This window comes from Kineococcus haloalkalitolerans (genome assembly GCF_050871905.1).
In the GTDB taxonomy this organism is placed as follows: Bacteria; Actinomycetota; Actinomycetes; order Actinomycetales; family Kineococcaceae; genus Kineococcus.
In genome coordinates, this window is the sequence record NZ_JBJLSH010000018.1 from 18,448 (window position 1) to 44,334 (window position 25,887).

29 protein-coding genes are annotated in these 25,887 nt (G+C 76.4%); 17 read left to right on the plus strand and 12 right to left on the minus strand.

Annotation, left to right across the window (positions count from 1 at the left end; all coding sequences use genetic code 11):
- Window positions 1-18 precede the first annotated feature (18 nt).
- The 4 genes from ACRYMY_RS09000 (at window position 19) to ACRYMY_RS09015 (ending at window position 2,781) form a co-directional block, all read left to right on the plus strand.
- On the plus strand, window positions 19-519 hold the full coding sequence (locus tag ACRYMY_RS09000) for a Fur family transcriptional regulator (RefSeq protein WP_432546925.1): 501 nt from the start codon (window positions 19-21) through the stop codon (window positions 517-519).
- Window positions 516-1,610, plus strand: a complete 1,095-nt coding sequence (ygfZ, locus tag ACRYMY_RS09005; protein WP_432546926.1) for a CAF17-like 4Fe-4S cluster assembly/insertion protein YgfZ — start codon at window positions 516-518, stop codon at window positions 1,608-1,610. Before ACRYMY_RS09000 ends, ygfZ begins: the two co-directional genes overlap by 4 nt.
- A 138-nt stretch (window positions 1,611-1,748) precedes the next feature.
- Window positions 1,749-2,339, plus strand: coding sequence for an RsiG family protein (locus ACRYMY_RS09010; protein ID WP_432546927.1), 591 nt, complete (start codon window positions 1,749-1,751; stop codon window positions 2,337-2,339).
- An 85-nt stretch (window positions 2,340-2,424) separates the two neighbouring features.
- Entirely contained in the window at window positions 2,425-2,781 is a 357-nt protein-coding gene (locus ACRYMY_RS09015) for a DUF2516 family protein (protein WP_432546928.1), read from the plus strand.
- On the opposite strand, the gene ACRYMY_RS09020 is transcribed toward ACRYMY_RS09015, so the two are convergent.
- The gene (locus ACRYMY_RS09020) at window positions 2,766-3,107 is read right to left on the minus strand and encodes a hypothetical protein (RefSeq protein WP_432546929.1); all 342 of its coding nucleotides are present in this window, start codon (window positions 3,105-3,107) and stop codon (window positions 2,766-2,768) included. The two genes, ACRYMY_RS09015 and ACRYMY_RS09020, sit on opposite strands and share 16 nt — an antisense overlap.
- Window positions 3,108-3,178: 71 nt before the next feature.
- Between ACRYMY_RS09020 and dtd the strand changes: the two genes are divergently transcribed.
- Window positions 3,179-3,604 (plus strand): D-aminoacyl-tRNA deacylase, encoded by a 426-nt coding sequence (dtd, locus tag ACRYMY_RS09025; RefSeq protein ID WP_432546930.1) that lies wholly within the window; start codon window positions 3,179-3,181, stop codon window positions 3,602-3,604.
- Window positions 3,605-3,627: 23 nt separating this feature from the next.
- Here dtd and ACRYMY_RS09030 read toward each other — a convergent pair whose 3' ends face one another.
- Window positions 3,628-4,647 (minus strand): LacI family DNA-binding transcriptional regulator, encoded by a 1,020-nt coding sequence (locus tag ACRYMY_RS09030; protein ID WP_432546931.1) that lies wholly within the window; start codon window positions 4,645-4,647, stop codon window positions 3,628-3,630.
- Window positions 4,644-5,420, minus strand: a complete 777-nt coding sequence (locus ACRYMY_RS09035; protein ID WP_432546932.1) for a class I SAM-dependent methyltransferase — start codon at window positions 5,418-5,420, stop codon at window positions 4,644-4,646. The genes ACRYMY_RS09030 and ACRYMY_RS09035 overlap by 4 nt, the downstream gene beginning before the upstream one ends.
- A 211-nt stretch (window positions 5,421-5,631) precedes the next feature.
- On the opposite strand from ACRYMY_RS09035, the gene mshA reads away from it, so the two are divergent.
- From mshA to ACRYMY_RS09050, 3 genes are all read left to right on the plus strand, one after another.
- Entirely contained in the window at window positions 5,632-6,879 is a 1,248-nt protein-coding gene (mshA, locus tag ACRYMY_RS09040) for a D-inositol-3-phosphate glycosyltransferase (RefSeq protein ID WP_432546986.1), read from the plus strand.
- An 81-nt stretch (window positions 6,880-6,960) separates the two neighbouring features.
- The gene (locus ACRYMY_RS09045; protein WP_432546933.1) at window positions 6,961-7,716 is read left to right on the plus strand and encodes a phosphoglyceromutase; all 756 of its coding nucleotides are present in this window, start codon (window positions 6,961-6,963) and stop codon (window positions 7,714-7,716) included.
- 41 nt (window positions 7,717-7,757) lie between these two features.
- Window positions 7,758-8,948 carry a glycosyltransferase gene (locus ACRYMY_RS09050; RefSeq protein ID WP_432546934.1) on the plus strand — a complete coding sequence of 397 codons (1,191 nt, stop codon included), beginning with the start codon at window positions 7,758-7,760 and terminating at the stop codon, window positions 8,946-8,948.
- Between the two features lie 55 nt (window positions 8,949-9,003).
- Here the strand turns inward: ACRYMY_RS09050 and ACRYMY_RS09055 are convergent, their stop codons facing one another.
- Together ACRYMY_RS09055 and phoU are read right to left on the minus strand one after the other, a co-directional pair.
- Complete coding sequence (locus tag ACRYMY_RS09055; RefSeq protein WP_432546935.1) at window positions 9,004-9,726, minus strand: hypothetical protein; 723 nt, start codon at window positions 9,724-9,726, stop codon at window positions 9,004-9,006.
- Window positions 9,727-9,770: 44 nt separating this feature from the next.
- Window positions 9,771-10,439: a phosphate signaling complex protein PhoU gene (gene phoU / locus ACRYMY_RS09060; protein ID WP_432546936.1), complete on the minus strand. Its 669-nt coding sequence runs from the start codon at window positions 10,437-10,439 to the stop codon at window positions 9,771-9,773.
- Window positions 10,440-10,613: 174 nt separating this feature from the next.
- Between phoU and ACRYMY_RS09065 the strand changes: the two genes are divergently transcribed.
- Together ACRYMY_RS09065 and ACRYMY_RS09070 are read left to right on the plus strand one after the other, a co-directional pair.
- A complete protein-coding gene (locus tag ACRYMY_RS09065; protein WP_432546937.1) occupies window positions 10,614-11,894 on the plus strand; it encodes a sensor histidine kinase in 1,281 nt (426 codons plus the stop codon).
- Complete coding sequence (locus tag ACRYMY_RS09070) at window positions 11,891-12,571, plus strand: winged helix-turn-helix domain-containing protein (RefSeq protein WP_369055539.1); 681 nt, start codon at window positions 11,891-11,893, stop codon at window positions 12,569-12,571. Before ACRYMY_RS09065 ends, ACRYMY_RS09070 begins: the two co-directional genes overlap by 4 nt.
- A gap of 75 nt (window positions 12,572-12,646) precedes the next feature.
- Here ACRYMY_RS09070 and ACRYMY_RS09075 read toward each other — a convergent pair whose 3' ends face one another.
- A complete protein-coding gene (locus ACRYMY_RS09075; protein ID WP_432546938.1) occupies window positions 12,647-13,300 on the minus strand; it encodes a hypothetical protein in 654 nt (217 codons plus the stop codon).
- Between the two features lie 272 nt (window positions 13,301-13,572).
- On the opposite strand from ACRYMY_RS09075, the gene ACRYMY_RS09080 reads away from it, so the two are divergent.
- The 3 genes from ACRYMY_RS09080 to ispF are packed head-to-tail and all read left to right on the plus strand — an operon-like array spanning window position 13,573 to window position 15,232.
- A complete protein-coding gene (locus tag ACRYMY_RS09080) occupies window positions 13,573-14,055 on the plus strand; it encodes a CarD family transcriptional regulator (RefSeq protein ID WP_369055541.1) in 483 nt (160 codons plus the stop codon).
- Window positions 14,052-14,753, plus strand: a complete 702-nt coding sequence (ispD, locus tag ACRYMY_RS09085; RefSeq protein WP_432546987.1) for a 2-C-methyl-D-erythritol 4-phosphate cytidylyltransferase — start codon at window positions 14,052-14,054, stop codon at window positions 14,751-14,753. The genes ACRYMY_RS09080 and ispD overlap by 4 nt, the downstream gene beginning before the upstream one ends.
- Window positions 14,750-15,232: a 2-C-methyl-D-erythritol 2,4-cyclodiphosphate synthase gene (gene ispF / locus ACRYMY_RS09090; RefSeq protein WP_432546939.1), complete on the plus strand. Its 483-nt coding sequence runs from the start codon at window positions 14,750-14,752 to the stop codon at window positions 15,230-15,232. The genes ispD and ispF overlap by 4 nt, the downstream gene beginning before the upstream one ends.
- A 41-nt stretch (window positions 15,233-15,273) precedes the next feature.
- Here ispF and ACRYMY_RS09095 read toward each other — a convergent pair whose 3' ends face one another.
- The 3 genes from ACRYMY_RS09095 to ACRYMY_RS09105 form a co-directional block, all read right to left on the minus strand.
- A complete protein-coding gene (locus tag ACRYMY_RS09095) occupies window positions 15,274-16,677 on the minus strand; it encodes an AI-2E family transporter (RefSeq protein WP_432546940.1) in 1,404 nt (467 codons plus the stop codon).
- Between the two features lie 128 nt (window positions 16,678-16,805).
- Entirely contained in the window at window positions 16,806-17,450 is a 645-nt protein-coding gene (locus ACRYMY_RS09100) for an MBL fold metallo-hydrolase (RefSeq protein ID WP_432546941.1), read from the minus strand.
- Window positions 17,447-18,556, minus strand: coding sequence for an S-(hydroxymethyl)mycothiol dehydrogenase (locus ACRYMY_RS09105; protein WP_432546942.1), 1,110 nt, complete (start codon window positions 18,554-18,556; stop codon window positions 17,447-17,449). The genes ACRYMY_RS09100 and ACRYMY_RS09105 overlap by 4 nt, the downstream gene beginning before the upstream one ends.
- Window positions 18,557-18,669: 113 nt before the next feature.
- Here ACRYMY_RS09105 and cysS point away from each other — a divergent pair, with 113 nt between their 5' ends.
- The 3 genes from cysS to ACRYMY_RS09120 all read left to right on the plus strand — a co-directional run bounded on the left by cysS (window position 18,670) and on the right by ACRYMY_RS09120 (window position 21,675).
- Window positions 18,670-20,094 carry a cysteine--tRNA ligase gene (gene cysS, locus ACRYMY_RS09110; protein WP_432546943.1) on the plus strand — a complete coding sequence of 475 codons (1,425 nt, stop codon included), beginning with the start codon at window positions 18,670-18,672 and terminating at the stop codon, window positions 20,092-20,094.
- A gap of 2 nt (window positions 20,095-20,096) precedes the next feature.
- Window positions 20,097-21,065, plus strand: a complete 969-nt coding sequence (gene rlmB, locus ACRYMY_RS09115; RefSeq protein ID WP_432546944.1) for a 23S rRNA (guanosine(2251)-2'-O)-methyltransferase RlmB — start codon at window positions 20,097-20,099, stop codon at window positions 21,063-21,065.
- Between the two features lie 61 nt (window positions 21,066-21,126).
- Window positions 21,127-21,675, plus strand: coding sequence for a MarR family winged helix-turn-helix transcriptional regulator (locus ACRYMY_RS09120; protein WP_432546945.1), 549 nt, complete (start codon window positions 21,127-21,129; stop codon window positions 21,673-21,675).
- A gap of 33 nt (window positions 21,676-21,708) precedes the next feature.
- On the opposite strand, the gene ACRYMY_RS09125 is transcribed toward ACRYMY_RS09120, so the two are convergent.
- From ACRYMY_RS09125 to ACRYMY_RS09135, 3 genes are all read right to left on the minus strand, one after another.
- Window positions 21,709-22,596, minus strand: coding sequence for an NAD-dependent epimerase/dehydratase family protein (locus ACRYMY_RS09125; protein ID WP_432546946.1), 888 nt, complete (start codon window positions 22,594-22,596; stop codon window positions 21,709-21,711).
- Between the two features lie 20 nt (window positions 22,597-22,616).
- Entirely contained in the window at window positions 22,617-23,930 is a 1,314-nt protein-coding gene (locus tag ACRYMY_RS09130; RefSeq protein ID WP_432546947.1) for a DUF4032 domain-containing protein, read from the minus strand.
- Window positions 23,931-24,029: 99 nt separating this feature from the next.
- Complete coding sequence (locus ACRYMY_RS09135) at window positions 24,030-25,112, minus strand: ABC transporter ATP-binding protein (protein WP_432546948.1); 1,083 nt, start codon at window positions 25,110-25,112, stop codon at window positions 24,030-24,032.
- Between the two features lie 291 nt (window positions 25,113-25,403).
- Between ACRYMY_RS09135 and ACRYMY_RS09140 the strand changes: the two genes are divergently transcribed.
- Entirely contained in the window at window positions 25,404-25,886 is a 483-nt protein-coding gene (locus ACRYMY_RS09140; RefSeq protein WP_432546949.1) for a cation:proton antiporter regulatory subunit, read from the plus strand.
- The last annotated feature ends 1 nt before the right edge of the window (window position 25,887 follow it).

Here is a 25,887-nt window from a genome sequence, read left to right on the forward strand (position 1 = left end):
GGAGGAGCTGGAGGCCCGGTGGACGTGGTGGGGCGGGACGGCGCGGGGGGCCGCGACGAGCTCGGGACCGCCCTGCACGCCCGCGGGCTGCGGGTGACCCCCCAGCGCGAGCGCGTGCTCACCGCGGTCCGCGCCCTGGGGCACGCCACGGCCGAGGAGGTCTCCGCCCACCTCGGCGCGGTCCCCGGCGGTGCGGCGGTCGACCCGTCCACGGTCTACCGCGCGCTGGCCGTGCTCGAGGACGTCGGGCTCGTGGCCCGCACCCAGCTCGACCGTCGCTCCCCGTCCTTCTCCGCCCTCGAGCACGGCGGCCACGTGCACCTGGTGTGCGACCGCTGCGGCGACGTGGGGGCCGCCCCCTCCTCCCTGGCCGGGCCGCTGGCCCGCGAGCTCGCGGACCGCACCGGCTTCGCGCTCGACACCCACCACCTCGCCCTGCGCGGCACCTGCCGCACCTGCCGCGCCGGGGAGCGGGCCACCGGCCCCGCCCCGGCGCCCGAGCCCGTGGAGGTCCCGTGACCACCGCCACCCCCAGCACCCCCGCCACCGTCCCCGCGCCCGCCTCGCCGCTGCTCGCCGCCCCCGGCGCGGTCGCCGCCGAGGGCCTGGACGCCGGCGTCGCCTGGCACTACGGCGACCCCGTCGGCGAGCAGCGCGCCCTGGTGCGCGGCGAGGCCGTGGCCGACCTGTCCCACCGCGGCGTCCTGCGCGTCGCCGGACCCGACCGGCTCAGCTGGCTGCACAGCCTCACCACGCAGTCCCTGACGTCCCTGGCGCCCGGCGACAGCACCGAGAGCCTCCTGCTCAGCCCCACCGGCCGCGTCGAGCACGACCTGCACCTCGTCGACGACGGCGAGGCGGTGTGGATCACCACCGAGCCCGGCGCGCAGGTCGCGCTGGGCGCCTGGCTGGACCGCATGCGCTTCACGCTGCGCGTCGAGGTCGCGGACGTCACCGCCGACTGGGCGGTGCTCGGCGAGCCCTCCCGCGAGGCGTCCGCGGACGGTCCCGGGCCGGTGTGGGTGGACCCGTGGCCCGGCGCCACGCCGCTGGCCGAGGGCGGCAGCGCCGACACCGCCAGCTACGCGGCCGTCGCCACGCTGGACCACCCCGGCCGCGACCGCGCCTGGCGCGAGGTGCTCGTCCCGCGCGCGGAGCTGCCGGCCCGGGTCGCCGGCCGGCGCCTGGCCGGCACCTGGGCGACCGAGGCCCTGCGGGTGGAGGCGTGGCGCCCGCGCTGGGGCCGCGAGACCGACGAGCGGACCATCCCGCACGAGCTGGACTGGCTGCGCACCGCCGTGCACCTGCACAAGGGCTGCTACCGGGGGCAGGAGACCGTCGCCAAGGTGCACAACCTGGGCCGCCCGCCGCGCCGCCTCGTCCTGCTGCACCTGGACGGCTCCACCCACGACCTGCCGGCGCACGGCGATGACGTCGTCCTGGGCGACAAGCGCGTCGGGACCGTCACGACGGCCGCGCGCCACCACGAGCTGGGCCCCGTGGCGCTCGCGGTGGTCAAGCGCTCCCTGCCGGTCGACGCGCAGCTGTCCGCGCTGGCCGCGTCCGGCGCGCGCCTGGCGGCCGCGCAGGAGGTCGTCGTCGCTCCCTGAGGTTCGGCGAGCCCCTCGCGAGCGCCTCGCGGGCGACCGGCCGGTGCGTCAGGCTCGACGGACACGCTCGGTCGTGGTGGGATCGCTGCCAGCGACGACCGGGCCGTGCCCGGAGGACGACGACGGCAGGAGGCCGCGATGGTCGAGCACAGCGGGTACCAGCAGGGCGGCCGCCGGGCCCTCGACCGGGTGCTGGCCCCGGAGTTCCTGGAGGGACTGGGCGAGCTGCCCCTCGACGAGCTGCGCGCGCGGCGCGACCTCGCCGAGCAGGAGGAGGCCGACCTGTCCTACGCCCGGCGCCTGCTGCAGGGCCGCCTGGACCTCCTGCGCGCCGAGGGCGAGCGCCGCCAGGGCGTCGACGGCGCCGTCGACGTGCCCGCCGCCCGCTCCGACGCCGAGCTGGTCGCCGCCCTCACCGACGTCCTCGCCGACCCCCGCCGCACCCACCACGGCATGGGCCGCTTCACCTCCGTGGAGCCCAGCCGCGTCGGCGAGCACCGCCGCCGCGCCGAGCTGGCCGTGGCCGACCCGCACCTGTCCGACCTGACCGCGATGGACGACGAGCAGCTGGCCGGCGCGCGCGAGCGCCTGCTGGCCCTGGAGCACGAGCTGTCCGGGGACCGGCACCGCGTGCAGGAGGTCATGGACGCCTGCACCGAGGAGGTCACCCGCCGCTACCGCGAGGGCCTCGTGTCCGTCGAGGACGCGCTGCGCACCTCCCGCCCCTGACGCGGCCCGCCGGGACCGCCCGCGCGGGTGAGCGCCGCCGCGCGCGCGGAACGCGCGGCGGTCCCCGCTCGTAGGATCCGGTGTGGTGACCAACCTCATCGGCAGCGTCCAGAGCGGCATCCTGCTCGTCATCAGCCTCGCGGCGTTCGGCCTGACGGTGTGGGCGCTCGTGGACGCGCTGCGGCACAGCGCGGCCGCCTACACGGCCGCCGGCAAGCGCACCAAGACGTTCTGGGTGGCGATCGTCGCGGTCGCCGCGGCCATCGCGTTCGTGTCCCTGCCGCTGTCCGTCGGCACGGCCGGCATGCCGGGGCTGCTCGGCATCGTCGCCGTCGTCGCCGCGGCGGTCTACCTGGCCGACGTGCGCCCGGCCGTGCGCCAGTACGGCGGCCGGCGCGGGCCGCGCCGCGGGACCGGTTCGGGCCCCTACGGCCCCTGGTGACCGGCGGCAGCGCGCCGCGCCGCCGCGCCGGCCGGACGCGGCCGGGAGCCGGCCCGCGCCGGGCGCAGGACCCGCAGCAGGCAGCGCAGCAGCGTCACGGCCGCCAGCACCAGGGCGGCCACGGCCAGCAGGTCCGCCTCGGTGAAACCGCGCCCGGGCGACCACGTGTGCAGGACGCGGCCCTCCACGGGCCCGTTGACGCGCGTCCACACGGCCGCCAGCAGCCCCAGCAGCAGCCCGCCGTCCCAGCGCGGTCGCGCCAGCGCGCCCACGGCGCACACCGCCAGCGCGAGCAGGACCAGCGGGACGACCACGGGCACGTGCACCCGGCGATCGTACGGTCGTCACCGGATCGTCCCGCCCCGTTCACCCGGTCGGCCCGTCCCCGGAGCCGGCCGTGAGAGCGGTGGTCCAGCGCGTCACCTCGGCGGCCGTGCGGGTCGACGGCGAGGTGGTCGGGGAGCTGGCCGGGCCCGGTCTGCTCGTCCTCGTCGGCGTCACCCACGACGACGGTCCCGCCCAGGTCGCGCAGCTGGCCCGCAAGGTCGCCGAGCTGCGCGTGCTGCGCGGGGAGCGGTCGGTGGCCGAGACCGGTGCCGGCGTCCTCCTCGTCAGCCAGTTCACCCTCTACGGCGACGCCCGCAGGGGGCGGCGCCCGACGTGGAGCGCCGCCGCGCCCGGTCCCGTCGCCGAACCCCTCGTGGAGGCCGTCGTGGCGGACCTGCGCGGGCGCGGCGTCCCCGTGGCCACCGGCCGCTTCGGCGCCGACATGGCGGTCGAGTCGGTCAACGACGGGCCCGTGACGCTGCTGCTGGAGGTCTGAGGGCGCCCGGTCCGAGCACCCGTTCAGGTGCTCGCGCGCACGACGAGGTCGCGCGTGCCCGGGCCGGCGGGGCCGGGGTCGCGCCCGGCCAGCAGGTCCAGCAGCAGGCGCGCCGAGACCGCCCCGTCGGCCACCACGTCGCGGCGCAGCGACGTGATCGCCGGGGTGGCCAGCCGGCACAGCAGCGAGTCGTCGCCGGCGACCACGGCCAGGTCGCCGGGCACCGAGACCCCCAGGGCCGCGCGCTCGGCCACCACGGTGGCCGCCATGACGTCGTTGTCGAACACCACGGCCGTCGGCGGGTGCTCGCGCGCGAGCAGCTCGCGGACGGCGGCCACCCCGCCCGCCCCGGAGTAGTCGGCGGCCACGACCGGCTCGGCGCGCCCCACCAGCCGGGCCGTGACCCGTGCCCACGCCTCGTCGCGGCGGCGGGTGTGCGCGAACGAGGGCGGGCCGCTGACCCGGGCCAGGCGCCGGTGCCCGCGCTCCAGCAGGTGCTCCACGACGTCGGTGAACGCCTGCCGGTGGTCCTCGGGGGCCGCGGCCACCTGCGGCCCGCGCACGTCGCCCGGCCCGCCGCGCAGCACGCACGGCACGCCCACCTCGCGTACCGCGGCCAGCCGGGGGTCGTCGACGAGCAGGTCGGTGAGCACCACGCCGTCCACGCGCCGCTCGGCCCACCAGGTGCGCAGCACGTCCACGGCCGTGCCCACGTCCGGCACGACCGTCAGCAGCAGCGACGTGCCCTCGGCCGCCAGGACGGCCTCCATCCCGGAGATGAACCGCATGTAGTACGGCTCCTCGCCCAGCAGCCGCACGTCGCGGGCCACGGCCAGGCCGACGGCGTGGGCGCGGGCGTGCGAGAGGGAGCGGGCCGCTGCGCTGGGCCGCCAGCCCAGCTGCGCGGCCACCGCCAGCACCCGCTCGCGGGTGGCGGCCGACACCCCCGGCCCGCCGTTGAGCGCGTAGGACACCGACGCCTTCGACACCCCCGCGGCCAGCGCGATGTCGCGGATGGTGGGACGACGCCCGGGCGCGCTCACCGCACCGCCTCCCACGCCACCGTCAGCTCGCCCAGCCGCCAGCGGGCGGGGGAGTCCAGCACCGGCCAGCGCTGCGCGAGGTCGCGGCAGGTGGCGATCCAGCGCTGCCGGGCGCCGAACGTGCCCAGCGGCGCCGCCCGCGCCCACGCCGCGTCCGCGTCGCGCAGCAGGTCGTGCACGCCCTCGCCGGGCACGTTGCGGTGGATGAGCGCCTTGGGCAGCCGCTCGGCGACGGCCGACGGCGCCGGCAGGCCCGCCAGCCGCACCGAGACGGTCAGCGAGACGGCGCCCGCCTCGCGCTCCAGCGCCACCCACGCGGCGCGGCGCCCCAGCTCGTCGCACGTGCCGTCCACGGCCAGCCCGCCCGGCGCCAGCCGCGAGCGCAGCAGCTCCCAGGCCGCCGCGACCTCGGCCTCCGGGTACTGGCGCAGCACGTTGAAGGCCCGCACGAGGACCGGGTCGCCGCCGCCGGGCACGGCCAGCTCGAACCCGCCGTGGGCGAACTCGGGGGCGCCGGGCACGCCGGCCAGCGCGGCGCGGGCGGCTTCCACCCGCTCGGGGGCCACCTCCAGGCCGACGACCCGCACGTCCGGGCGCACCCGGCGCAGCCAGCGCTGCAGGTCGGTCACCGTCCACGGCCGCGCGCCGTAGCCGAGGTCGACGACCAGCGGGTCGGCCGCCGCGCGCAGCCGCCGGCCCTGCACCTGCGCCAGCCAGCGCTCCACGCGCCGCAGCCGGTCGGTGCCCGTCGTGCCGCGGGTGACGGTGCCCACCACCGCGGTGCGCGGAGCCGCCCGCGAGGCCGTCCCCGAACCCGCCCGCGGGCTCACCCGGCCGCCCGGCGGACCCCTGCGCGCGGTGCGGCGGGGGTGCTGGGTGGACACTCTTCGGCGGGCCGTGGGCCGCCGCCGGTGCGGCGGGACACCCGGCGACGGTACCCACCCGCGTCCGCGGGCGGGTCGCGGGACGGGAGGACGCGTGGGTCTGCGGCGGGTCGCGCTGGTGTCGGTGCACACCTCACCGCTCGAGCAGCCGGGCACCGGCGACGCCGGCGGCATGAACGTGTACGTGGTCGAGCTGGCCGCCCAGCTGGCCCGCCGGGGCGTGGAGGTCGAGGTGTTCACCCGCCGCACCTCCTCCGAGCAGCCGGCGGTCGTGGAGGCCGCGCCCGGCGTGCGGGTGCGCCACGTGGCGGCCGGGCCCTACGAGGGCCTGGGCAAGGAGGACCTGCCCGGGCAGCTGTGCGCCTTCACGGCCGGCGTGCTGCGCGCCGAGGCCCGGCACGCCGAGCGCCACTACGACGTCGTGCACACCCACTACTGGCTGTCCGGCCAGGTGGGCTGGCTGGTCGCCGACCGCTGGGACGTGCCGCTGGTGCACTCGATGCACACGATGGCGCGGGTCAAGAACGCCCACCTGGCCGACGGCGACACCCCCGAGCCGGAGGGGCGGGTCATCGGCGAGCAGCAGGTCGTCGACGCCGCCGACCGGCTGGTCGCCAACACCGACGGCGAGCGCGACGACCTCCTGGGCCTGTACGGCGCGGACCCCGACCGCGTCGACGTCGTCGCCCCCGGCGTGGACCTGGCGACCTTCGCCCCGGCCGACGGGCGTGCCGCGGCCCGCGCCCGCCTCGGCCTGCCCGCCGACGCCGAGCTGCTGCTGTTCGTCGGGCGCATCCAGCCGCTGAAGGCCCCGGACCTGCTCGTGCGCGCGGCGGCGGAGCTGCTGCGGGCGCAGCCGCGCCGGCGCGAGCGGCTGCGCGTCGTCGTCCTGGGCGGTCCCAGCGGCAGCGGCACCCGCACCCCGCGCGCCCTGCAGGACCTCGTCGCCTCCCTCGGCCTGCAGGACGTGGTGCAGGTGCGCCCGCCGGTCGGGCGCGCGGAGCTGGCCGACCACTACCGGGCCGCCGACCTGGTGGCCGTGCCCTCGTACAACGAGACGTTCGGGCTGGTGGCGCTGGAGGCGCAGGCCTGCGCGACGCCGGTGGTGGCGGCCGCGGTGGGCGGGCTGCCCACGGCCGTGGAGGACGGGCGCAGCGGCCTGCTCGTCGACGGTCACGAGCCCGCCCGCTGGGCCGCCGCGCTCGGCGGGCTGCTGGACGACCCGGCCCGCCGCGCGCTGCTGGCCGCGCGCGGCGTCGAGCGCGCCGCCGGCTTCGGCTGGGACGCCACCGCGGCGGCGACGCTGGAGGTGTACGCGCGGGCCGCCGCCGGCCGCCGGCAGCCCTGAGGGCGGCGCGCCACCCGTCCGGGTGGACGCGACCGGTGCACGGGGGCAACCGCCGGGGGTCCGGCCGCTAGGGTCGGGGGCATGACCGACGCTCCGCACACGCTCGTCCTGCTCCGCCACGGCGAGAGCGAGTGGAACGCCCTGAACCTGTTCACCGGCTGGGTCGACGTCGCGCTCTCGGAGAAGGGCCGCGCCGAGGCCGTCCGCGGCGGGCGGCTGATGGTCGAGGCCGGGGTGCTGCCCGACGTCGTGCACACCTCGGTGCTGCGCCGCGCGATCACCACGGCGCACCTGGCCCTCGACGCCGCCGACCGGCACTGGATCGACGTGCGCCGTTCCTGGCGCCTCAACGAGCGCCACTACGGCGCCCTGCAGGGCAAGGACAAGAAGCAGACCCTCGCCGAGTTCGGCGAGGAGCAGTTCATGCTCTGGCGCCGCTCCTACGACACCCCGCCGCCGGAGATCCAGGCCGGCTCGGAGTTCTCCCAGGACGGCGACCCCCGCTACGCGGCGCTCGGCGCCGGCGAGATGCCCCGCACCGAGTGCCTGGCCGACGTCGTCGCCCGGATGCTGCCGTACTGGGAGCAGTCGGTGGTGCCGGACCTGCGCGCGGGGCGGGTGACCCTGCTGGCCGCGCACGGGAACTCCCTGCGCGCCCTCGTCAAGCACCTCGACGGCGTCTCCGACGAGGACATCGCCGGCCTGAACATCCCGACCGGCATCCCGCTGGTGTACCGGCTGGACGAGGACCTGCGGCCGCTGGAGCCGGGCGGGCGCTACCTCGACCCCGAGGCCGCCGCGGCCGCGGTGGCCGCGGTGGCCAACCAGGGCCGCTGACCGGTGTCCGGGGGACGAGGGGCGACGAGGGGGGAGGCGCGGTGAGCGCGACGGAGACGGTGCCGGCCGCGGACCGGCCGGTGCGCGGGCCGGGCCCGCGGATCCTGGTGGTCGAGGGCGCGCTGCGCGACAACGGCGGGCTGCGGGTCAGCCACGACCTCGCCCGCCGCTGGCAGGCCGCCGGCGCGCGCGTGCGCTTCCTCGTCCTGGAGACGGTGGCGCCCACGGTCCCGCTGCTGCAGCCGGACCCGGGGCTGGACGTCCGCTTCGCCAGCGGCAAGGTCCGCCGCTTCCGCAGCGCGGTCGTGCCCGTCGTCCTCGGCGCGCTGCGCCACGCGCGGCGGGCCGACGTCGTCGTCAGCGGCAGCGAGGTCGGCTACAACCTCCTCGTCGGCTGGGCCGCGGCCCGGGTCACCCGCACCCCGTTCGTGGTGCTGGTGCAGAACTCGCTGCCGCGCGCCGTGGCCGCCTGGACCCCGGCGGCCCTGCGGCCGCTGCTGTCGGCGGTGCACCGCCGCGTCGACGCCGCCGTGTGCGTCTCCCCGGGCCTGGTGGAGGAGGTGCGCCGCGCGGGCCTGCCCGCCGACCGCATCCACACCGCGGCCATCGGCATCGACGTCGAGGCGACGCTGCAGCGGGTCCGCGACGCCGGCGGACCGGTGCGCTCGGCGTCCGGGCGCACCCGCCTGGTGGCCGCGGGCCGCCTGGCGGAGCAGAAGGGCTTCGACGTCCTGCTGGACGCCGTGGCCCGCGTGGTCGCCGCCGGCCGCGACGTCGAGCTCGTCCTCGTCGGCGCCGGGCCGCTGCGCGAGGTCCTGCAGCGGCAGGTGGCCGAGCTGGGCCTGGGCGAGCACGTCGAGCTCGCCGGGCACGTGGCGGACCCGCAGCCGCTGCTGGCCGGGGCCGACCTGTTCGTGCTGTCCTCGCGCTACGAGGGCAACGGCAGCCTGGTGCTGCTGGAGGCGCTGGCCCACGGCGTGCCGGTCGTGGCGACCGACTGCCCGACGGGCCCGCGGTACGTCCTGCGCGACGGCGAGGTGGGTGACCTGGTCCCCGTCGAGGACCCGCAGGCGCTCGCCGACGCCGTGCTGCGCCACCTCGACGACCCGGAGCCGCTGCGCCGCAAGGCGCAGCTGGGCCCTGCCCGCGCCCGCGACTTCGACCAGGGACCGGCCGCGGAGGAGGTGGCCCGGGTGCTGCGCTCGGTGCACCGCCGCGGACGCCGGGGCTGACGGACCGCCGGGCTGACGGACCGCCGGGGCCGCTGCTCCCGGCGGTCCGGCGGCGTCAGGACGTCGCGGTGCCGGTGGGGCCGTCGTCGGTGGGACCGTCCGTGCCGGAGCCCTCCTCGCCGTCGGCGTCCTGGCCGCCGGTGGTCTCCTCCGGGGTGGCGGTGCCGCCGTCCGCGCACGCGCGCTGCACCTCGGACTGCAGCCGCTCCTGCGCCTGGACCACGGCCGTGCCCGTCTCCGGGTCGCCGACCACGCCCTCGGTGGCGGCGGCCAGGTCGTTGCCGGCGCGCGCGAGCGCGTCGCGCGATCCGTCGCCGTAGTCGACCTCGCCGACGGCGGCGGCCACCTGCTCGTAGTACTCCAGGACGCGGCGCGCGTCGTCGGCGAGCTCCGGCGGGACGGCCGCGGCGAGGGCGCTGTAGTAGTCGGGGCCCTCGGTCGTGGTCACGAGGGCGTAGACCGTCTGCGCGCGCGGGTCGCCGCGGCCGATGCCCAGCTCGTCCAGCTGCGCGCTGTAGGCCTCGTCGAGCTCCTGCTGCGCCTCCTGCGCGGCCGCGCAGTCGACGCCGCCCTCCCCGTCCGTGCCGGTGGTGGCCGTCGGCGAGCCCGCCGGCGCCGAGGAGGTGACCGGCGTGCTCGCGGGCGCGGTCGTCGTGGTGGGGGCGGCGGGGGAGTCCGGGTCGGCCGAGCCGCAGCCGGTGGCTCCCACCACGACGACCGCGGCGATCAGCACCGCCCCCGCGCGGGAGCCGCTCCGCACCGCGCCGCGCCGCCTCACCCCGGGCACGCTACACCGGGCCCCGCGCACCCGCCCCCCGCCGCTCAGCCGGTGAGGGAGAGCCCGTCCTCGGCGTCGTGCGAGCCCGTGACCAGGAACATCACCGACTTGGCGACCGAGACGGCGTGGTCGGCGTAGCGCTCGTAGTACCGGCTGAGGAGGGTCAGGTCGACGGCCACCTCGGTGGGGTGCTGCCACTTGCGCGAGAGCAGCATCTCGAACACCTGCCGGTGCAGGCTGTCCATCTCGTCGTCGTCGAGCTCCATGGCCGCGGCCAGCTCCACGTCGCGCGAGGCGATGACGCTGCCGGCCTTGGCGACGATGCGCTCGGCGACCTGGCCCATCTGCAGGAAGAGCGCGCGCGACTCGTCGGGCACGACGCTCGCGGGGTGGCGCAGCCGGGCCAGCTTGGCCACGTGCCGGGCGAGGTCGCCCATGCGCTCCAGGCTGTTGCTCATCCGCAGCGCGGTGACGACCACGCGCAGGTCGGTGGCCACCGGCTGCTGGCGGGCCAGCAGCTGCAGCGAGCGCTCCTCGAGGTCGCGCTGCAGGCGGTCGATCGCCTCGTCGTTGCTGATGACGGTCTCGGCCAGCTCGCGGTCGGCGTCCAGCAGGGCGGTGGTCGCCCGCCCCATCGCCGACTCGGCGAGGTGGGTCATCTCCACGAGCGTCTCGACGAGCGCGTTCAGCTCGTCGTGGAACACGTTGCGCACGGGTCTCCTCCTGCGTCACCGGCGTGCGGGCAGGGCGCGGTGCGGCCGCGCCCGCTCCAGCGTCGCAGCCGGGGGTGAACGCCCGCCACCGCGCGGGTGAACAGTGCTGTGCGCGGCGGCCCGCCGCGTCCCGGCGGGCCGGGAGCGGTTGCGCTGCCCGCATAGTCTGGGAGCGTGCTGGCGGACCTGTCCACGTCGATCGCCGCGGTGGTCGGCGTGCTGACGGGCGCCGGTGCCGTGCTCGCCTTCCGGATCAGCGAGCGCTCCCAGCGCGCGGCCGAACCCGAGCCGTCCCGGCCGGGACTGCCGCCCGGCGTCAGCGACGTCCTGCTCGCCCTGCGCTCCTCCGCCGTGGTCCTGGACGCCGACGACGAGGTCGTCCGGGCCAGCGCCGCGGCCTACTCGGCGGGCGTGGTCACCGGCCGCGACCTGGCCAGCCCCGACCTGCGGGACATGGTGCGCCGCTGCCGGCGCGACGGACTGGTCCGAGAGGCCGAGGTGGAGCTGGCGGGCGGCCTGGGCCGGCCCTCGGCGGTGGTCCTGGCCCGGGTGTCCCCGCTGGGCGGGCACCACGTGCTGCTGCTGCTGGAGGACCGCACCGAGGCCCGTCGCGTGGAGGCGGTGCGCCGCGACTTCGTCGCGAACGTCAGCCACGAGCTGAAGACGCCCGTGGGCGCCCTGTCGCTGCTGTCGGAGGCCGTCGAGGACGCGGCCGACGACCCGGACGCGGTGCGGCACTTCTCCCAGCGGATGCGCCGGGAGTCGATCCGCCTGACCCAGCTGGTGCAGGAGATCATCGACCTGTCGCGCCTGCAGGCCAGCACACGCATCGTGGAGCCGGCGCTGCTGGACGTGGACGCCCTGGTCGCCGAGGCCGTGGACCGCACCGGCAGCGTCTGCCAGCAGCGCGAGTCGGTGGTCGTGGTGGCGGGCGAGCGCGGCGCGCAGGTCGTGGGCGACCGCGAGCTCGTCATCACCGCCGTGCGCAACCTCGTGCACAACGCCCTGGCCTACTCCCCGGAGCGCAGCAAGGTCGTGGTGGAGGTGCGGCGCACGGTGGACGCCGAGACGGGCGCCCGCACGGTCGACGTCGCGGTCTCCGACCGCGGCGTCGGCATCAGCCCCGCCGACCTCGAGCGCATCTTCGAGCGCTTCTACCGCGTCGACCCGGCCCGCTCCCGCCTGACCGGCGGCACGGGGCTGGGCCTGTCCATCGTCAAGCACGTCGCCGGAAACCACGGCGGTGACGTGCGGGTGTGGAGCGTGGAGGGGGAGGGGTCGACCTTCACCCTGCGCCTGCCCGACGCGACGGGGCGCCAGGTGCCGGGGGCTCCCGGCACCGCGGGCGCCGGTGCCCCGCGCCCCCTCGACGAACCGCTGCGGGTCTCCGCCCGCGGCGGCTCCCGCGCTCCGGCGGACCCGTCGGAGAACCCTTCCCTGGAGGCACGTCCGTGACGCGGATCCTGGTGGTGGAGGACGAGGAGTCCTTCTCCGACCCCTTGTCCTACCTGCTGCGGCGAGAGGGGTACGACGTGGCCGTGACCGACACCGGTCCCGCCGCCCTGGACGAGTTCGACAAGGCCGGCGCCGACCTCGTGCTCCTGGACCTCATGCTGCCCGGTCTGCCCGGCACGGAGGTGTGCCGGCAGCTGCGGACCCGTTCCAGCGTGCCGGTGATCATGCTGACCGCGAAGGACTCGGAGATCGACAAGGTGGTCGGCCTGGAGATCGGCGCGGACGACTACGTCACCAAGCCGTACTCCTCGCGCGAGCTGCTGGCCCGCGTGCGGGCGGTGCTGCGCCGCGGCGCGGAGCCGGAGGACCTGGTGCAGACCACGGTCGAGGCGGGCCCGGTGCGGATGGACGTGGACCGGCACGTGGTGACGGTCCACGGCGAGCAGGTGCCGCTGCCGCTGAAGGAGTTCGAGCTGCTGGAGCTGCTGCTGCGCAACGCCGGCCGGGTGCTGACGCGCGTGCAGCTGATCGACCGCGTGTGGGGCTCGGACTACGTGGGCGACACCAAGACCCTCGACGTCCACGTCAAGCGGCTGCGCGCCAAGATCGAGCCGGACCCGTCGAACCCGCGCTACCTGGTGACGGTGCGCGGGCTGGGCTACAAGTTCGAGGCCTGAGGGGGAGGAGCGCCCCCGACGCGCGAGGGCCCGCGAGCCGGTCGGCTCGCGGGCCCTCGTCGTGCGCGGGACGGCTCAGCCGTCGGCCTCCTCCTCGGCGATGTCCTCGTCGGTGAGCAGGCCCTCCTCGCCCAGGGCCGGGCCGCACTCGACGTCCTCGGCGGTGGTGGCGCTCGGGTCCGCCGGGTCCGCGGTGGGCGTGATGGTGGCGTACTCGAAGCAGGGCAGGACGATGGGCGCGTCCACCTCGAGGGTCTCCGACCCCACGGTGAAGGAGACCGGGATCGTCTCCCCGGGGAACTGCGACACCTGCGGGAGCACCAGGGACGCGGGCTCCGGCGGCGGGAGCTGGCCGGAGCCGACGGGCGCGGCGCCCGTGTCCAGCCCCTCGTCGTCGGCGTCGTCCGGGGCGCTCGGTGCGCCGAGCTGGAGGTTCTGGCCCGGGGCCACGGTGAAGGTGCCGCTGGCGCCCGAGGCCGACACCGTCACGGTGTTCTCCTCGTCGGCGACGTTGACCAGGAGGACCGACACGACACCGGGGCGGTCGATGTCGGCGGCCACGACCAGGGCGTTGCGCACCTCGACGTCGCCGACCGTCGTGCGCACCCCGTCGCCGGGGTTGTAGGGCCGCAGCACCGTCGGCGGGGAGAAGATCGCGCAGCCCGACAGGCCGAGGACGGCTGCGGCGAGGGCGGCGGCGGAGGCGGGCCGGTGCAGGCGGTGCTTCACGTGGCACAGGGTAGCGGGCGCCCGCCGGGAGGGCCCCGCCGCACCGCCCGCGGCACGCCCACCGCCCGGCCCGGCGCGACGGGTGGCGCGCGCGGCGGGGCGGCGCCGCGCACCCGCCGCCCCGTGCAACGCGCGCGAAAGCACGCCGGGGGACGCCTGTCAAGGCCCGGGACGGCCCCTCGCAAGCCTCTGACCTGCGCAAACGCCGAGCGCGAGGCTGCCGGGGCCCGGTGGGGCGTGGTAGCCTGGGGACAGGGAAAGGGGTTGCTTCTATGGCTTTCACGGTCGGCGAAACGGTCGTCTACCCCCACCACGGGGCCGCACTGATCGAGGAGATCAAGACCCGGACCATCAAGGGCGAGGACAAGCTCTACCTGGTCCTCAAGGTCGCTCAGGGCGACCTGACGATCGAGGTGCCCGCCGAGAACGTCGACCTCGTGGGTGTCCGCGACGTCGTCGGGCGCGAGGGCCTCGACAAGGTCTTCTCGGTGCTGCGCACCCCGTACGCGGAGGAGCCGACCAACTGGTCGCGCCGCTACAAGGCCAACCTGGAGAAGCTCGCCTCGGGCGACGTCGTCAAGGTCGCCGAGGTCGTGCGCGACCTGTGGCGCCGCGACCAGGACCGCGGCCTGTCCGCCGGCGAGAAGCGCATGCTGGCGAAGGCCCGCCAGATCCTCGTCTCCGAGCTGGCCCTGGCGGAGAACACCAACGAGGACAAGGCCGAGTCCCTGCTCGACGAGGTCCTCGCCTCCTGAGGTCCGCACTGGTCGTCCCGGCCGCCGGCCGGGGCGACCGTCTCGGTCTGGGCCTGCCCAAGGCGCTCGTCGACCTGGCCGGCCGCCCGCTGCTCGTCCACGCCCTGGAGCGCGCCCGCGCCTCCGGGGTCGTGGACGTGGTCGTCGTCGTCGCCCCGCCCGACGGCTGCGACGTGGTCCGCTCGGCGCTAGCCGGTCTGGACCTGCCCGACCTGCGGGTCGTCGAGGGCGGCCGCGAGCGCCAGGACTCGGTGCGCGCCGGGCTGGCCGCGCTGCCCGCCGACGTGGACGTCGTGCTCGTGCACGACGCCGCCCGCTGCCTGACGCCCCCCGGGGTCTTCACCGCTGTGGTCGCCGCCGTGCGTGCCGGAGCCGTGGCCGTCGTGCCGGTCCTGCCGGTCAGCGACACCGTCAAGCGGGTCGCCGGCGACGTGGTCGTGGAGACCGTCGACCGCCGCGAGCTGGCCGCCGTGCAGACGCCGCAGGGCTTCGCGCCCGGGCCGCTGCTGCGCGCCCACGAGGCCGCCGCCGGGGCCGCGCCGGCCACCGACGACGCGGGGATGCTCGAGGCGCTGGGCCACCCGGTGCGCACCGTCCCCGGCGACGACCTCGCCTTCAAGGTGACCCGCCCGCTGGACCTCGTCCTGGCCGAGGCCGTCCTGGCCCGCGGGGCCGTGCCCGCCCGGGCGGCGCGGTGAGCGCCCTGCCCCGCGTGGGCACCGGCCTGGACGTGCACCCGCTCGTGCCGGGGCGCCCGTGCTGGATCGCGGGGCTGCTGTGGCCGGACGAGCCCGTCGGCCCCGCCGGGCACTCCGACGGCGACGTGGCCGCGCACGCCTGCTGCGACGCGCTGTTCGCCGCCGCCGGGCTGGGGGACCTGGGCGCCCACTTCGGCACGGCCCGCCCGGAGTTCGCCGGCGCCTCCGGTGCCCGGCTGCTCGCCGAGGCCGCGCGGCTGGTGCGGGGGGCCGGCTACGAGATCGGCAACGTGTCGGTGCAGGTCGTCGGCAACCGGCCGAGGATTGGTGCGCGGCGGGCCGAGGCCGAGGCCGCGCTGTCCGCCGCCTGCGGGGCGCCCGTCGCCGTCGCGGGCACCACGACGGACGGGCTGGGGCTGACCGGCCGTGGCGAGGGCGTCGCCGCCCTCGCCACGGCTCTGGTCGTCGCGCGCGGCTGAGGACGCCCCGCGAGCACGGCGCCGCCCTCGGCCGCGGGCCGTCAGGCCTCGGGGGCCGGGCGGGGCGCCGCCCCCACCGGCCGCCCCTCCTCGCGCTGCGGCGCGGTGGCCGCCTCGGCCTGCTCCGGGGTGGTCGCGGTCGCGACCGCCCCCGGCGCCTCGCCGCCGCCGGCGGTACCGGCCTGGTCGGTCTCGTCCGGGTCGGGGACCAGCTGGCTGCGCAGGTAGCGCAGCGTCACGGTGATCATGGCGATGACCGGGACGGCCAGGAAGGCCCCGACGATCCCGAAGAGCGTGCCGCCGATCGTGACGGAGCTGAGGACGACGACCGGGTGCAGCGCGAGCGTCCTGCCGACGAGGAACGGCTGCAGGACGTTGCTCTCCAGCTGCTGCACCAGCAGGACGATGCCGAGCACGATCAGCGCCTGGACCCAGCCGAGCGTCACGAGCGCGATGAGCACCGCGAGGATCCCGGTGACGATCGCCCCGACGATCGGGATGAACCCGGCGAAGAAGATCAGCACGGCCAGCGGCAGCCACAGCGGCACGCCGACGATGAGCAGGCCGAGGCCGATGAAGACGGCGTCGACGAGGGCGACGGCCGCCTGGGACATGATGTAGCCGCGCAGGGTCTGCCACAGGCGCCCGCCGAGCTGCTCGGCGTGCTTGTGCGTGCCGGCGTCGAGCCAGCGGCGCGACCACGGCAGCATCTTGTCGCCGCCGGAGAGCAGGAAGAACGTCAGCACCAGCGCCAGGACGGCGGTGATGATCCCGGAGCCGATGCTGGCCCCGACGGTGCTGACGCCGCCCACGACGGTCAGCGCGATGTTCTGGGCGTTGTTCTGCAGCTCGGTGATGCCCTGGTCGACGAGGTTCCCGATCTCGTCGTTGGCCAGGTTCAGCGGCGGGCCGGTGATGAACCCCTGCAGGCTGTCCAGACCGGCGATGGCCGAGTCGGCGATCTCCTCCGTCTGCCCGGCGATGTTCGGGATGAGCGCGGCGAACAGCCCGCCGACCGCGACCAGCAGCGCCAGCAGGGCGACGAGGGCGGCCAGCGCCCGCGGCATGACCGCCCGCAGCACGTGGGCCACGGGCCACAGCACGGCGGACAGCAGCAGGGCGAGCACCAGCGGCAGCAGCAGCGACCACCCGCGGGCCAGCAGCCAGATCAGCGCGGCGACGGCCACGCCGAGGATCAGCAGCCGCAGCGCCCAGCGGGAGGCCTCCGTGATGCCCCGGCCGAGGACGGCCCCGGCGTTGACGTGCTGGGGCAGCGGCTGCTCCGGGGGCTGGTGCGGCCGCTCGGTGCCCTCCTCGTGGACCTCGCGCTGCTTCGCGGCGCGGATCCGGCCCAGGCGGGCCTGCTGCTCGCTGAACGGTCGGCGGCGCAGACGGCCGCGGGGTGGTGGTTCGGGGGAACGGACGCCCTCGGGTTGCTCGCTCACGGGTGGGTCCGGCTGGTCGCTCACGCGGGGATGCTGTCAGCAACGATCCGTGTCGGCTATCCAGGACCCCGGGCGCTCCACCCACCCCCGCCACCCGCCGGGGGCTCAGCGCCACCGCCCGGGCCCGGTCAGTGCCCGCGGTCCACCCACTCCTGCAGGTGCGGGGCCTCGTCGCCGATCGTGGTGCTCTCGCCGTGGCCGGTGAGCACGCGGGTCTCCGGCGGCAGGACGAGCAGCACGTCGCGGATCGAGGCGATGATCGTCCCGAAGTCGGAGAAGGAGCGCCCCGTGGCGCCGGGCCCGCCGGCGAAGAGGGTGTCGCCGGTGAAGACCGTCCCCAGCTGCGGCGCGTACACGCACACCGAGCCGGGCGTGTGGCCCGGGGTGTGCAGGACGTGCAGGTCCGTGCCGGCGACGGTGACGACCTCGCCGTGCGACAGGTCGGTCGTCGCCACGCCGTCCGGGTGGGTCAGCTGCCACACCTCGCGGTCGGCCGGGTGCAGCAGCACGGGCACCCGGTGGTCCGGCGTCGAGGAGCGCTGCGCCAGCTCGGGGGCGCGCCGCACGTGGTCGTCGTGGGCGTGGGTGGCCAGCACCGCCAGCAGGCGCCGGTCGCCGACGACGGCGGCGATGGCGTCCACGTCGTGCGGGGCGTCCAGGACGACGCACTCCCGGTCGTCGCCGACGACCCACACGTTGTTGTCGACGTCGAACGTCTGCCCGTCGAGGCTGAAGGTGCCGGAGGTGACCAGGTGGTCGACGCGGGCGCTCACAGCACGACCACCGAGCGCAGCACCTCGCCGCGGCCCATGGTCGCGAACGCCTCCTCGACGTCGCCCTGGCCGATGCGCTCGGTGACGAAGGCGTCCAGGGGCAGGCGGCCGGCGGCGTGCAGCTCCAGCAGCGCGGGGAAGTCGCGCTCGGGCAGGCAGTCGCCGTACCAGGAGCTCTTCAGCGCCCCGCCGCGGCCGAAGACGTCCAGCAGCGGCACCTGCAGCTGCATCTGCGGCGTCGGGACGCCGACGAGGACGACGGTGCCGGCCAGGTCGCGGGCGTAGAAGGCCTGCCGCCAGGTCTCCGGGCGCCCGACGGCGTCGATGACGACGTCCGCGCCGAAGCCGTCGGTCAGCTCCCGCACCGCGGCCACGACGCCGTCCTCGTCCAGCCCGCGGGAGTTCACGGTGTGGGTGGCGCCCAGCTGCCGCGCCCACGCCAGCTTGCGGTCGTCCAGGTCGACGGCGACGACGCGGCGGGCGCCGGCCAGGACGGCGCCGGCGACGGCGGCGCAGCCGACCCCGCCGCAGCCGATGACGGCGACCGTGTCGCCGCGCTGCACGGGGGCGGTGTTCACGGCGGCGCCGATGCCGGCCATGACGCCGCAGCCCAGCAGCCCGGCCACGGCCGGGTCCCAGCTGTCCCCGAGCACGGACGTGTCGATCTTCGTCGCCTGCCCGGCGGCGACGAGCGTCTTGGGCTGGAACGCGCCGATGCCCAGCGCGGGCGACAGCGGCGTGCCGTCGGTCAGCGTCATCGGCTGGGAGGCGTTGTGGGTGGCGAAGCAGTACTGCGGCCGTCCGCGCTTGCAGGCGCGGCACTGCCCGCACACGGCGCGCCAGTTGAGGACGACGGGGTCGCCGACGGCGACGGTGGTCACGCCCTCGCCGACGGCGGCCACGGTGCCGGCGGCCTCGTGGCCGAGCAGGAACGGGTAGTCGTCGCTGATGCCGCCCTCGCGGTAGTGCAGGTCGGTGTGGCAGACGCCGCACGCGGCGACGTCGACGACGACCTCGCCGGCCCCCGGGTCGGGCACGACGACGTCGACGGTCTCGACGGGCGCGCCCTGGGCGCGCGAGATCACTCCGGGGACGGTCCAGGCCATGCCCGGACCCTAGTCGCCGGGCCCGGCGCCGCGCCGCCCGGAGCCGTGCCGCGGGCGGTGGCGCGGCAGGTGGCGCGGCGGGTGGGCGCGGGAGCCGCCGGTAGCCTGAGCCGGTGACCCTCCACCTGTACGACAGCGCCACCGGCGCGGTGCGCGAGTTCGTGCCCCGCGTGCCCGGACGGGCGGGCGTGTACGTGTGCGGGGCCACGCCGCAGGGGTCCCCCCACCTGGGCCACGCGCGCGCGCAGGTCGTCTTCGACGTGCTGCGCCGCTGGCTGACCGCCGGTGGGCTGGACGTCACGCTGGTGCGCAACGTCACCGACGTCGACGACAAGATCCTCGCGAGGGCCGCCGACGCGGGCGTGGAGTGGTGGGCGCACGCCTACCGCTACGAGCGGGAGTTCAGCGCCGCCTACGACGCGCTGGGCGTGCTGCCGCCGACGGTCGAGCCGCGCGCGACCGGCCACGTGCCCGAGATGGTCGAGCTGATCGCCCGGCTCGTCGAGCGCGGCCACGCCTACCCCGCGCCGGACGGCTCCGGCGACGTCTACTTCGACGTCCGGTCCTGGCCGGAGTACGGCAGCCTGACCCGGCAGCGGCTGGAGGACCTCGCGCCGGCGGCGGACGCCGACCCGCGCGGCAAGCGCGACCCGCGCGACTTCGCCCTGTGGAAGGGCGCGAAGGCCGACGAGCCGGCCAGCGCCTCGTGGGACACCCCGTGGGGGCGCGGCCGCCCCGGCTGGCACGTGGAGTGCTCGGCGATGGCCGGGCGCTACCTGGGCCCCGAGTTCGACGTGCACGGCGGCGGGCTGGACCTGCGCTTCCCCCACCACGAGAACGAGCAGGCGCAGTCGCGCGCGGCCGGCGACGGGTTCGCCCGGTACTGGCTGCACAACCACTTCGTGACGATGGCCGGCGAGAAGATGAGCAAGTCCCTGGGCAACGTCCTGGGGATCCCGCACCTGCTGCGCTCGCACCGGGCGGTCGTGCTGCGCTACTACCTCGTCGCGGCGCACTACCGCACGGCGCTGGAGTTCTCCGGCTCCTCGCTGGCCGAGGCCGAGGCCGCCTACGCGCGGCTGGAGGGGTTCGTGCGCCGCGCCGCCGAGCGGCTGGGGGCCGCCGCGGTGGAACCGGCCGGGTGGGCACCGGGCTTCGCGGAGGCGATGGACGACGACCTGGGCACGCCCGCGGCGGTCGCCTCCCTGCACGAGGCGGCCCGCCGCGGCAACCAGGCGCTGGCCGCCGGGGCGCCGGACGCGGAGCTGGCGCGGGCCCTGGGGCAGGTGCGGGCGGGGCTGGCGGTGCTGGGCCTGGACCCGCTCGCCGAGCCGTGGGCGTCGCAGGAGAGCGGCTCGGGCGCCGAGCGCCGCGCGCTGGACGCGCTCGTCGGCGCCCGGTTGGACGAGCGCGCGGCCGCCCGCGCGGCGCGCGACTTCGCGACGGCCGACGCCGTGCGCGACGGCCTGGAGGCGGCGGGGATCGTCGTCGAGGACACGCCCACCGGTGCGCGGTGGTCGCTGGAGGGTGGGCAGTAGCAGTGGCAGGCAACTCGAAGCGCCGCGGTGCGGTGAGCAAGGGCAAGAAGGGCCCCACGAGCGGCACGGGCGGCAAGAACCGGCGCTCGCTGGAGGGCCGGGGCCCCACGCCGAAGGCGACGGAGCGCACCGGCCACCCGGCCGCCGCGCGGGCCGCGCGCGCCGCGCACCGGGCGGCGACGACGAACCGCCCCGCGGGCACCGCGCCGGTCCGGCGGACCCGCTCCTCCCAGGGCGACACCGAGTGGATCGCCGGGCGCAACTCCCTCGTGGAGGCGCTGCGCGCCGGCCTGCCGATCACGGCGGTCTACGTGGCCAGCCGGATCGACTCGGACGAGCGCGTCAAGGAGGTGCTGTCGGCGGCCGGCGACCGCGGCATCCCGCTGCTGGAGGCCTCGCGCGCCGACCTGGACCGCTTCACCGACGGCGCCGTGCACCAGGGACTGGCGGCGACCGTGCCGCCGTACAAGTACGCGCACCCGCACGACCTGCTGGAGCGGGCCACCGGCTGGGGGGTGCCGCCGCTGGTGGTGGCCCTGGACGGGGTGACCGACCCGCGCAACCTGGGCGCGGTGGTGCGCTCGGCGGCCGCGTTCGGCGCGCACGGCGTCGTGGTGCCCGAGCGCCGCGCGGCGGGCATGACGGCCTCGGCGTGGAAGACGTCGGCGGGCGCGGCGGCCCGCGTGCCGGTGGCGCGCGCGACGAACCTCACCCGCACGCTGCAGGAGTACCAGCAGGCCGGCCTGTTCGTCGTCGGCCTGGACGCCGACGGCGACGTGGAGCTGCCGGAGCTGCGGCTGGCGGACGGCCCGCTGGTGGTCGTGGTCGGCGCCGAGGGCGCGGGCCTGTCGCGGCTGGTGCGCGAGACGTGCGACCAGGTGGTGAGCATCCCGATGGCGGCCGCCGTGGAGTCGCTGAACGCCGGGGTGGCCGCGGGCATCGCGCTGTACGAGGTGTCCCGGCACCGCTGAGGCGCGGGTCCAGGCAGGTCCAGGCAGGTCCGGGCGGTTCCGATCGACGAGGGGGTGCGGGGTGGGTGAGCCCCGCTGGCTGTCCGCGGAGGAGCGGCGGGTGTGGCTGCGCGTCAGCGCGCTCATCGAGCTGCTGCCGGCGGCGCTGGACGCGCAGCTGCAGCGCGACGCGGACCTGACGATGACGGCGTACCTGACGCTGGCGATGCTGTCGGAGGAGCCGGACCGGCGGCTGCGGATGAGCGAGCTGGGCGCCCGCTCCAACGCCAGCCCCTCGCGGATGTCGCACGTCGTGGCGCGCCTGGAGCGCGACGGCTACGTGCGCCGCGAGCGCAGCCGCGAGGACGGTCGCGGGCAGGTCGCCGTGCTCACCGACGCCGGCTGGGACAAGGTCGTCGCCACGGCCCCCGGGCACGTGGAGCGCGTGCGGGAGCTGGTGTTCGACCCGCTGGAGGACGTCGACATCGAGCAGCTGGACCGGGCGGCGCGCCGCCTGCTGGAGGTCCTGGACCCGTGCTGCCGGTTCGCGGCGACGGCGATGGCCCGCGAGATGGACGGCTCGGACGGTGTGGACGAGGGGCGGGACGGGGACGGGGCCCCCTCCGCCTGAGCGGTGGGGGCCCCGTCGCGGTGGGCGCCGTCCTCAGACGTGGTCGCGCCAGCTGTGCTGCGGCTCGTAGCCGAGCAGCCGGCGGGCCTTGTCGATGCTCAGCAGGGTCTCGTGCTCGCCGAGCTCGCGGCGCACCTCGACGTCCGGGTACACCTGCGCCATCAGCTCCGCCGAGGAGCGGCTCATGACGGTGTCGGCGTTGGCGATGACGAACACCTCCGCGCCGGGGCCGGTGCGCTGCAGCGAGCGCCGCACGGCCTGCGCGCCGTCGCGGGCGTCGATGTAGCCCCACAGGTTCCACTTGCGCAGGTGCGGGTCGGCGTCGAAGGAGGGGAAGGCCGCGTAGTCCTCCACGTGCATGACGTTGGAGAAGCGCAGACCCGTCATCGTCAGCTCCGGCTGCCACCGGCAGAAGTGGTGGGCCATCTCCTCCTCGAGCGCCTTGACGAGGGAGTACGTGGACTCCGGGCGGACCCGGTACTCCTCGTCCAGCGGCGCGTACGGCGGGGGAGCGCTGTCGAAGGGCAGGCCGAGCAGCGTCTCGCTGGAGGCCCACACCACGTTCCGCACCCCCGCGGCGCGGGCGGCGTCGAAGACGTTCCAGGTGGCGGCGGAGTTGTTGCGGAACGTCGCGGAGTTGCTCGTCAGCCCGGGGGCGGGGATCGCCGCCAGGTGCACGACGCCGTCGAACGGGCCGGGCCGCTCGTCGGTGCGCCCGGCGATCGCCTCGACCACCTGCCCGTGGTCGGTGAGGTCGACGCGCGCGAACTGCGCGTCGTCGCCGGGCCGCAGCGTGCCGGGCCGGACCTGGTCGAGCGCGAGCACCGACCACCCGTGGTCGAGCAGGTCGCGCAGCACGACGCTGCCCAGCTTGCCCGCGGCGCCGGTCAGCGCGACGCGGGGCTTGGTCTGGTCGGTCAAGGGTTCTCCTCGGGAGCGGGTCAGTCGTCCGCGACGACGCGGATGGCCTGGGTGTCGACGCCGAGCACGGCGCGCTCGTCGGGCTTGCCCGGCAGGACGGCCTCGACGTAGGAGTGCACGGCCTCGTCGAGGCCGACGTCGCGCCCGGCGCGCTCGGACAGGTACCAGCGGTGCTCCAGCACCTCGTGGAACAGCTCGGGGCCCTCCAGCTTGCCGCGCAGCTCGCGGGGCACGGCCCGCTGCACGGGCTCGAAGACCTCGGCCATCCAGTCGTGGGCGACGATCTCCTCGTCCTCGTTCTGCCGGTCGGCGGCGGCCATGTAGGAGTCGAGGTCGTTGAGCAGGCGGCGGGCCTGGTTCTCCTCCGCGTCCAGGCCGGTCAGGCGCAGCAGGCGGCGGGAGTGGTGGCCGGCGTCGACGACCTTGGGCTCGATGCGCACGGAGGTGCCGTCGATGTCGGTGGTGATGGCCAGCTCGCCGACGTCGAAGCCGAGGTCGTTCAGGCGCCGGATGCGCGCCTCGACGCGCCAGCGCTCCCCGCGCTCGAAGGACTCCGGCTCGGTCAGCTCCGACCACAGGGCGCGGTAGCGGGAGATGATGCGGTCGGAGATGGCGATGACGTCGTCCATGTCGACCTCCAGCGCGCCGCTGGCGACGACGTCCATGAGCTCGCCGGCGATGTTGGTGCGCGCCACGTCGAGGTCGTACTCGCGCTGGCCGGTGGACAGCTCGTCGTACAGCTCCCCGGTCTCGGCGTCCACGAGGTAGGCGGCGAAGGCGCCGGCGTCGCGGCGGAACAGCGTGTTCGACAGCGACACGTCGCCCCAGTAGAAACCGGTCAGGTGCAGGCGCACGAGCAGCACGGCGAGGGCATCGACGGCGCGCTTGGCGGTGTCGGGGCGCAGCGTCTGGCTGTAGAGGGCCCGGTAGGGCAGGGAGTACTGCAGGTGCCGGGTGATGAGCACCGAGTTCAGGGGCTCGCCGTCGCGGTCGGCGCGGCCGGTGATGACGGCGACGGGGGAGACCGAGGGCACCTCGAGCCGGTTGAGCAGGCGCAGCATGCGGTACTCGCGGTGGGCGATCTCCGCGTTGGTCTCCTTGACGGCGATGACCCGGTTGCCGATCTTCACGAAGCGCACGACGTGCCGGCTGATGCCGCGCGGCAGGGCCGCGAGGTGCTTCTCGGGCCACTCCTCCAGCGGCACCTCCCACGGCAGGTCCAGCAGCTCGGGGTAGGGGCGGGCCGCGGTGATCTGCAGGGACTGCGCGGCCGCCGTCCGGGACGCTGCGGTGCCGGGCGCGGTCGTGCCGGGGGTCGTGGTCGGCGTGCTCACGCGCTCATCCTCCCAGGCGGGGCGGCGGATCGGGGGTCCAGCGCGCGGCAGGGCCGCCACCCCGCGGGGTGACGGCCCTGCCGCGTGGGAGCGAGCGCGTCAGGCGGTCGCCTCGATGCGCTGGCCGGTGTTGTGGTCGAACAGGTGCACGTGGCCCTGCTTGGCCGTGAAGTGCACCGTCGAGCCCTTCTCCGGGGGACGGCGGCCGTCGACGCGCGCGATGATCTGGTGCGCGTCGCGGCCGGCCTGGGCCAGCGTGCCGTAGATGTAGGCGTCGGCGCCGAGCTCCTCGACGACGTCGACCTGCACCGGCAGGCCCGTGGGCGACAGCTCCAGGTCCTCCGGGCGCACGCCCAGCGTCATCTTCTCGCCGGAGGCGGCGAGGGCGGAGCGCTCGACCGGGTGGACGTTGTCGCCGAACTGCACGCCGCCGTCGACGGTGTCCAGGGTCAGCAGGTTCATGGCGGGGGAGCCGATGAAACCGGCGACGAACACGTTGTTCGGGTGGTCGTACATGCGGCGCGGGGTGTCGACCTGCTGCAGCAGACCGTCCTTGAGGACCGCCACGCGGTCGCCCATCGTCATGGCCTCGACCTGGTCGTGGGTGACGTAGACGGTGGTGACGCCCAGGCGGCGCTGCAGGGACGCGATCTGGGTGCGGGTCTGCACGCGCAGCTTGGCGTCGAGGTTCGACAGCGGCTCGTCCATGAGGAAGACCTGCGGCTGCCGGACGATGGCGCGGCCCATGGCGACGCGCTGGCGCTGGCCGCCGGAGAGGGCCTTCGGCTTGCGGGTCAGGTACTGCTCGAGGTCGAGGATCTTGGCCGCCTCCTGCACGCGGCGCTTGATCTCGTCCTTGGGGGTGCCGGCGATCTTCAGGGCGAAGCCCATGTTGTCGGCGACCGTCATGTGCGGGTACAGCGCGTAGTTCTGGAAGACCATCGCGATGTCGCGGTCCTTCGGCGGGACCGTCGTGACGTCGCGGTCACCGATGAGGATGCGCCCGCCGTTGACGTCCTCGAGACCCGCGAGCATGCGCAGGGAGGTGGACTTGCCGCAGCCGGAGGGCCCGACCAGCACGAGGAACTCGCCGTCCTCGATGTGCAGGTCCAGGGCGTCGACGGCCGGCTTCTCGCCGCCCGGGTAGATGCGCGTGGCCTTGTCGAACGTGACCGTAGCCATGTCGTGTGCGTCCTCTCCACCGGCAGGTACGTGCCGGACGATCCGTCGTGGATGGACCCGGTCGCGTGCTGCTCCCGGGCGCTCTTCGGTTGTGCCGGGACGGGAGCGCCTCGGGCCGACGGCCCGGGAGTCGCCCGCGACTCCGACCCCGCGGCGCCCTCGCCGTGCGGTCGCGGCGTCGCGGTGCAGCGATGGTGCACCAGGAAAGCGCTTGCGTCCAGGGTTGTGACCCAGTCCACACGAGCGGCGGGCGGCGCCGCGCGCACCCGGTCGCGGGGCCAGACTGGTCCCGTGGACCTGGAGGAGACCAAGCTGCCGGGCGTCGGCCTGCGCCACGACTTCACGACCTCGCGGGGGCGCCGCGTGGGTGTGGTGTCCCAGCGCGGCGGCGAGCGCGAGCTGCTGCTGTACAGCGAGGACGACCCGGACGCCTGCCAGGCGGTGATCGACCTGGAGGCCGACGAGGCCGAGGTGCTGGCCGAGCTGCTGGGGCAGCCGCGCGTCGTGGAGCGGCTGGCGCGCCTGCGCGAGCAGGTCGAGGGCCTGGCCACCGAGGGGGTCTACATCGAGGCGGGCTCGCCCTACGCGGGCCGGTCGCTGGGCGACGCCGCCGTGCGCACCCGCACGGGCGCCTCCGTGGTGGCCGTCGTGCGCGCCGGGGAGGTCGTGCCCTCCCCGCGGCCCTCGCACGTGTTCGAGGTGGGGGACAAGGTCGTCGTCGTGGGCACCGCCGAGGGCGTGCGGGCCACGGCCGAGCTGCTCGCGCACGGCTGAG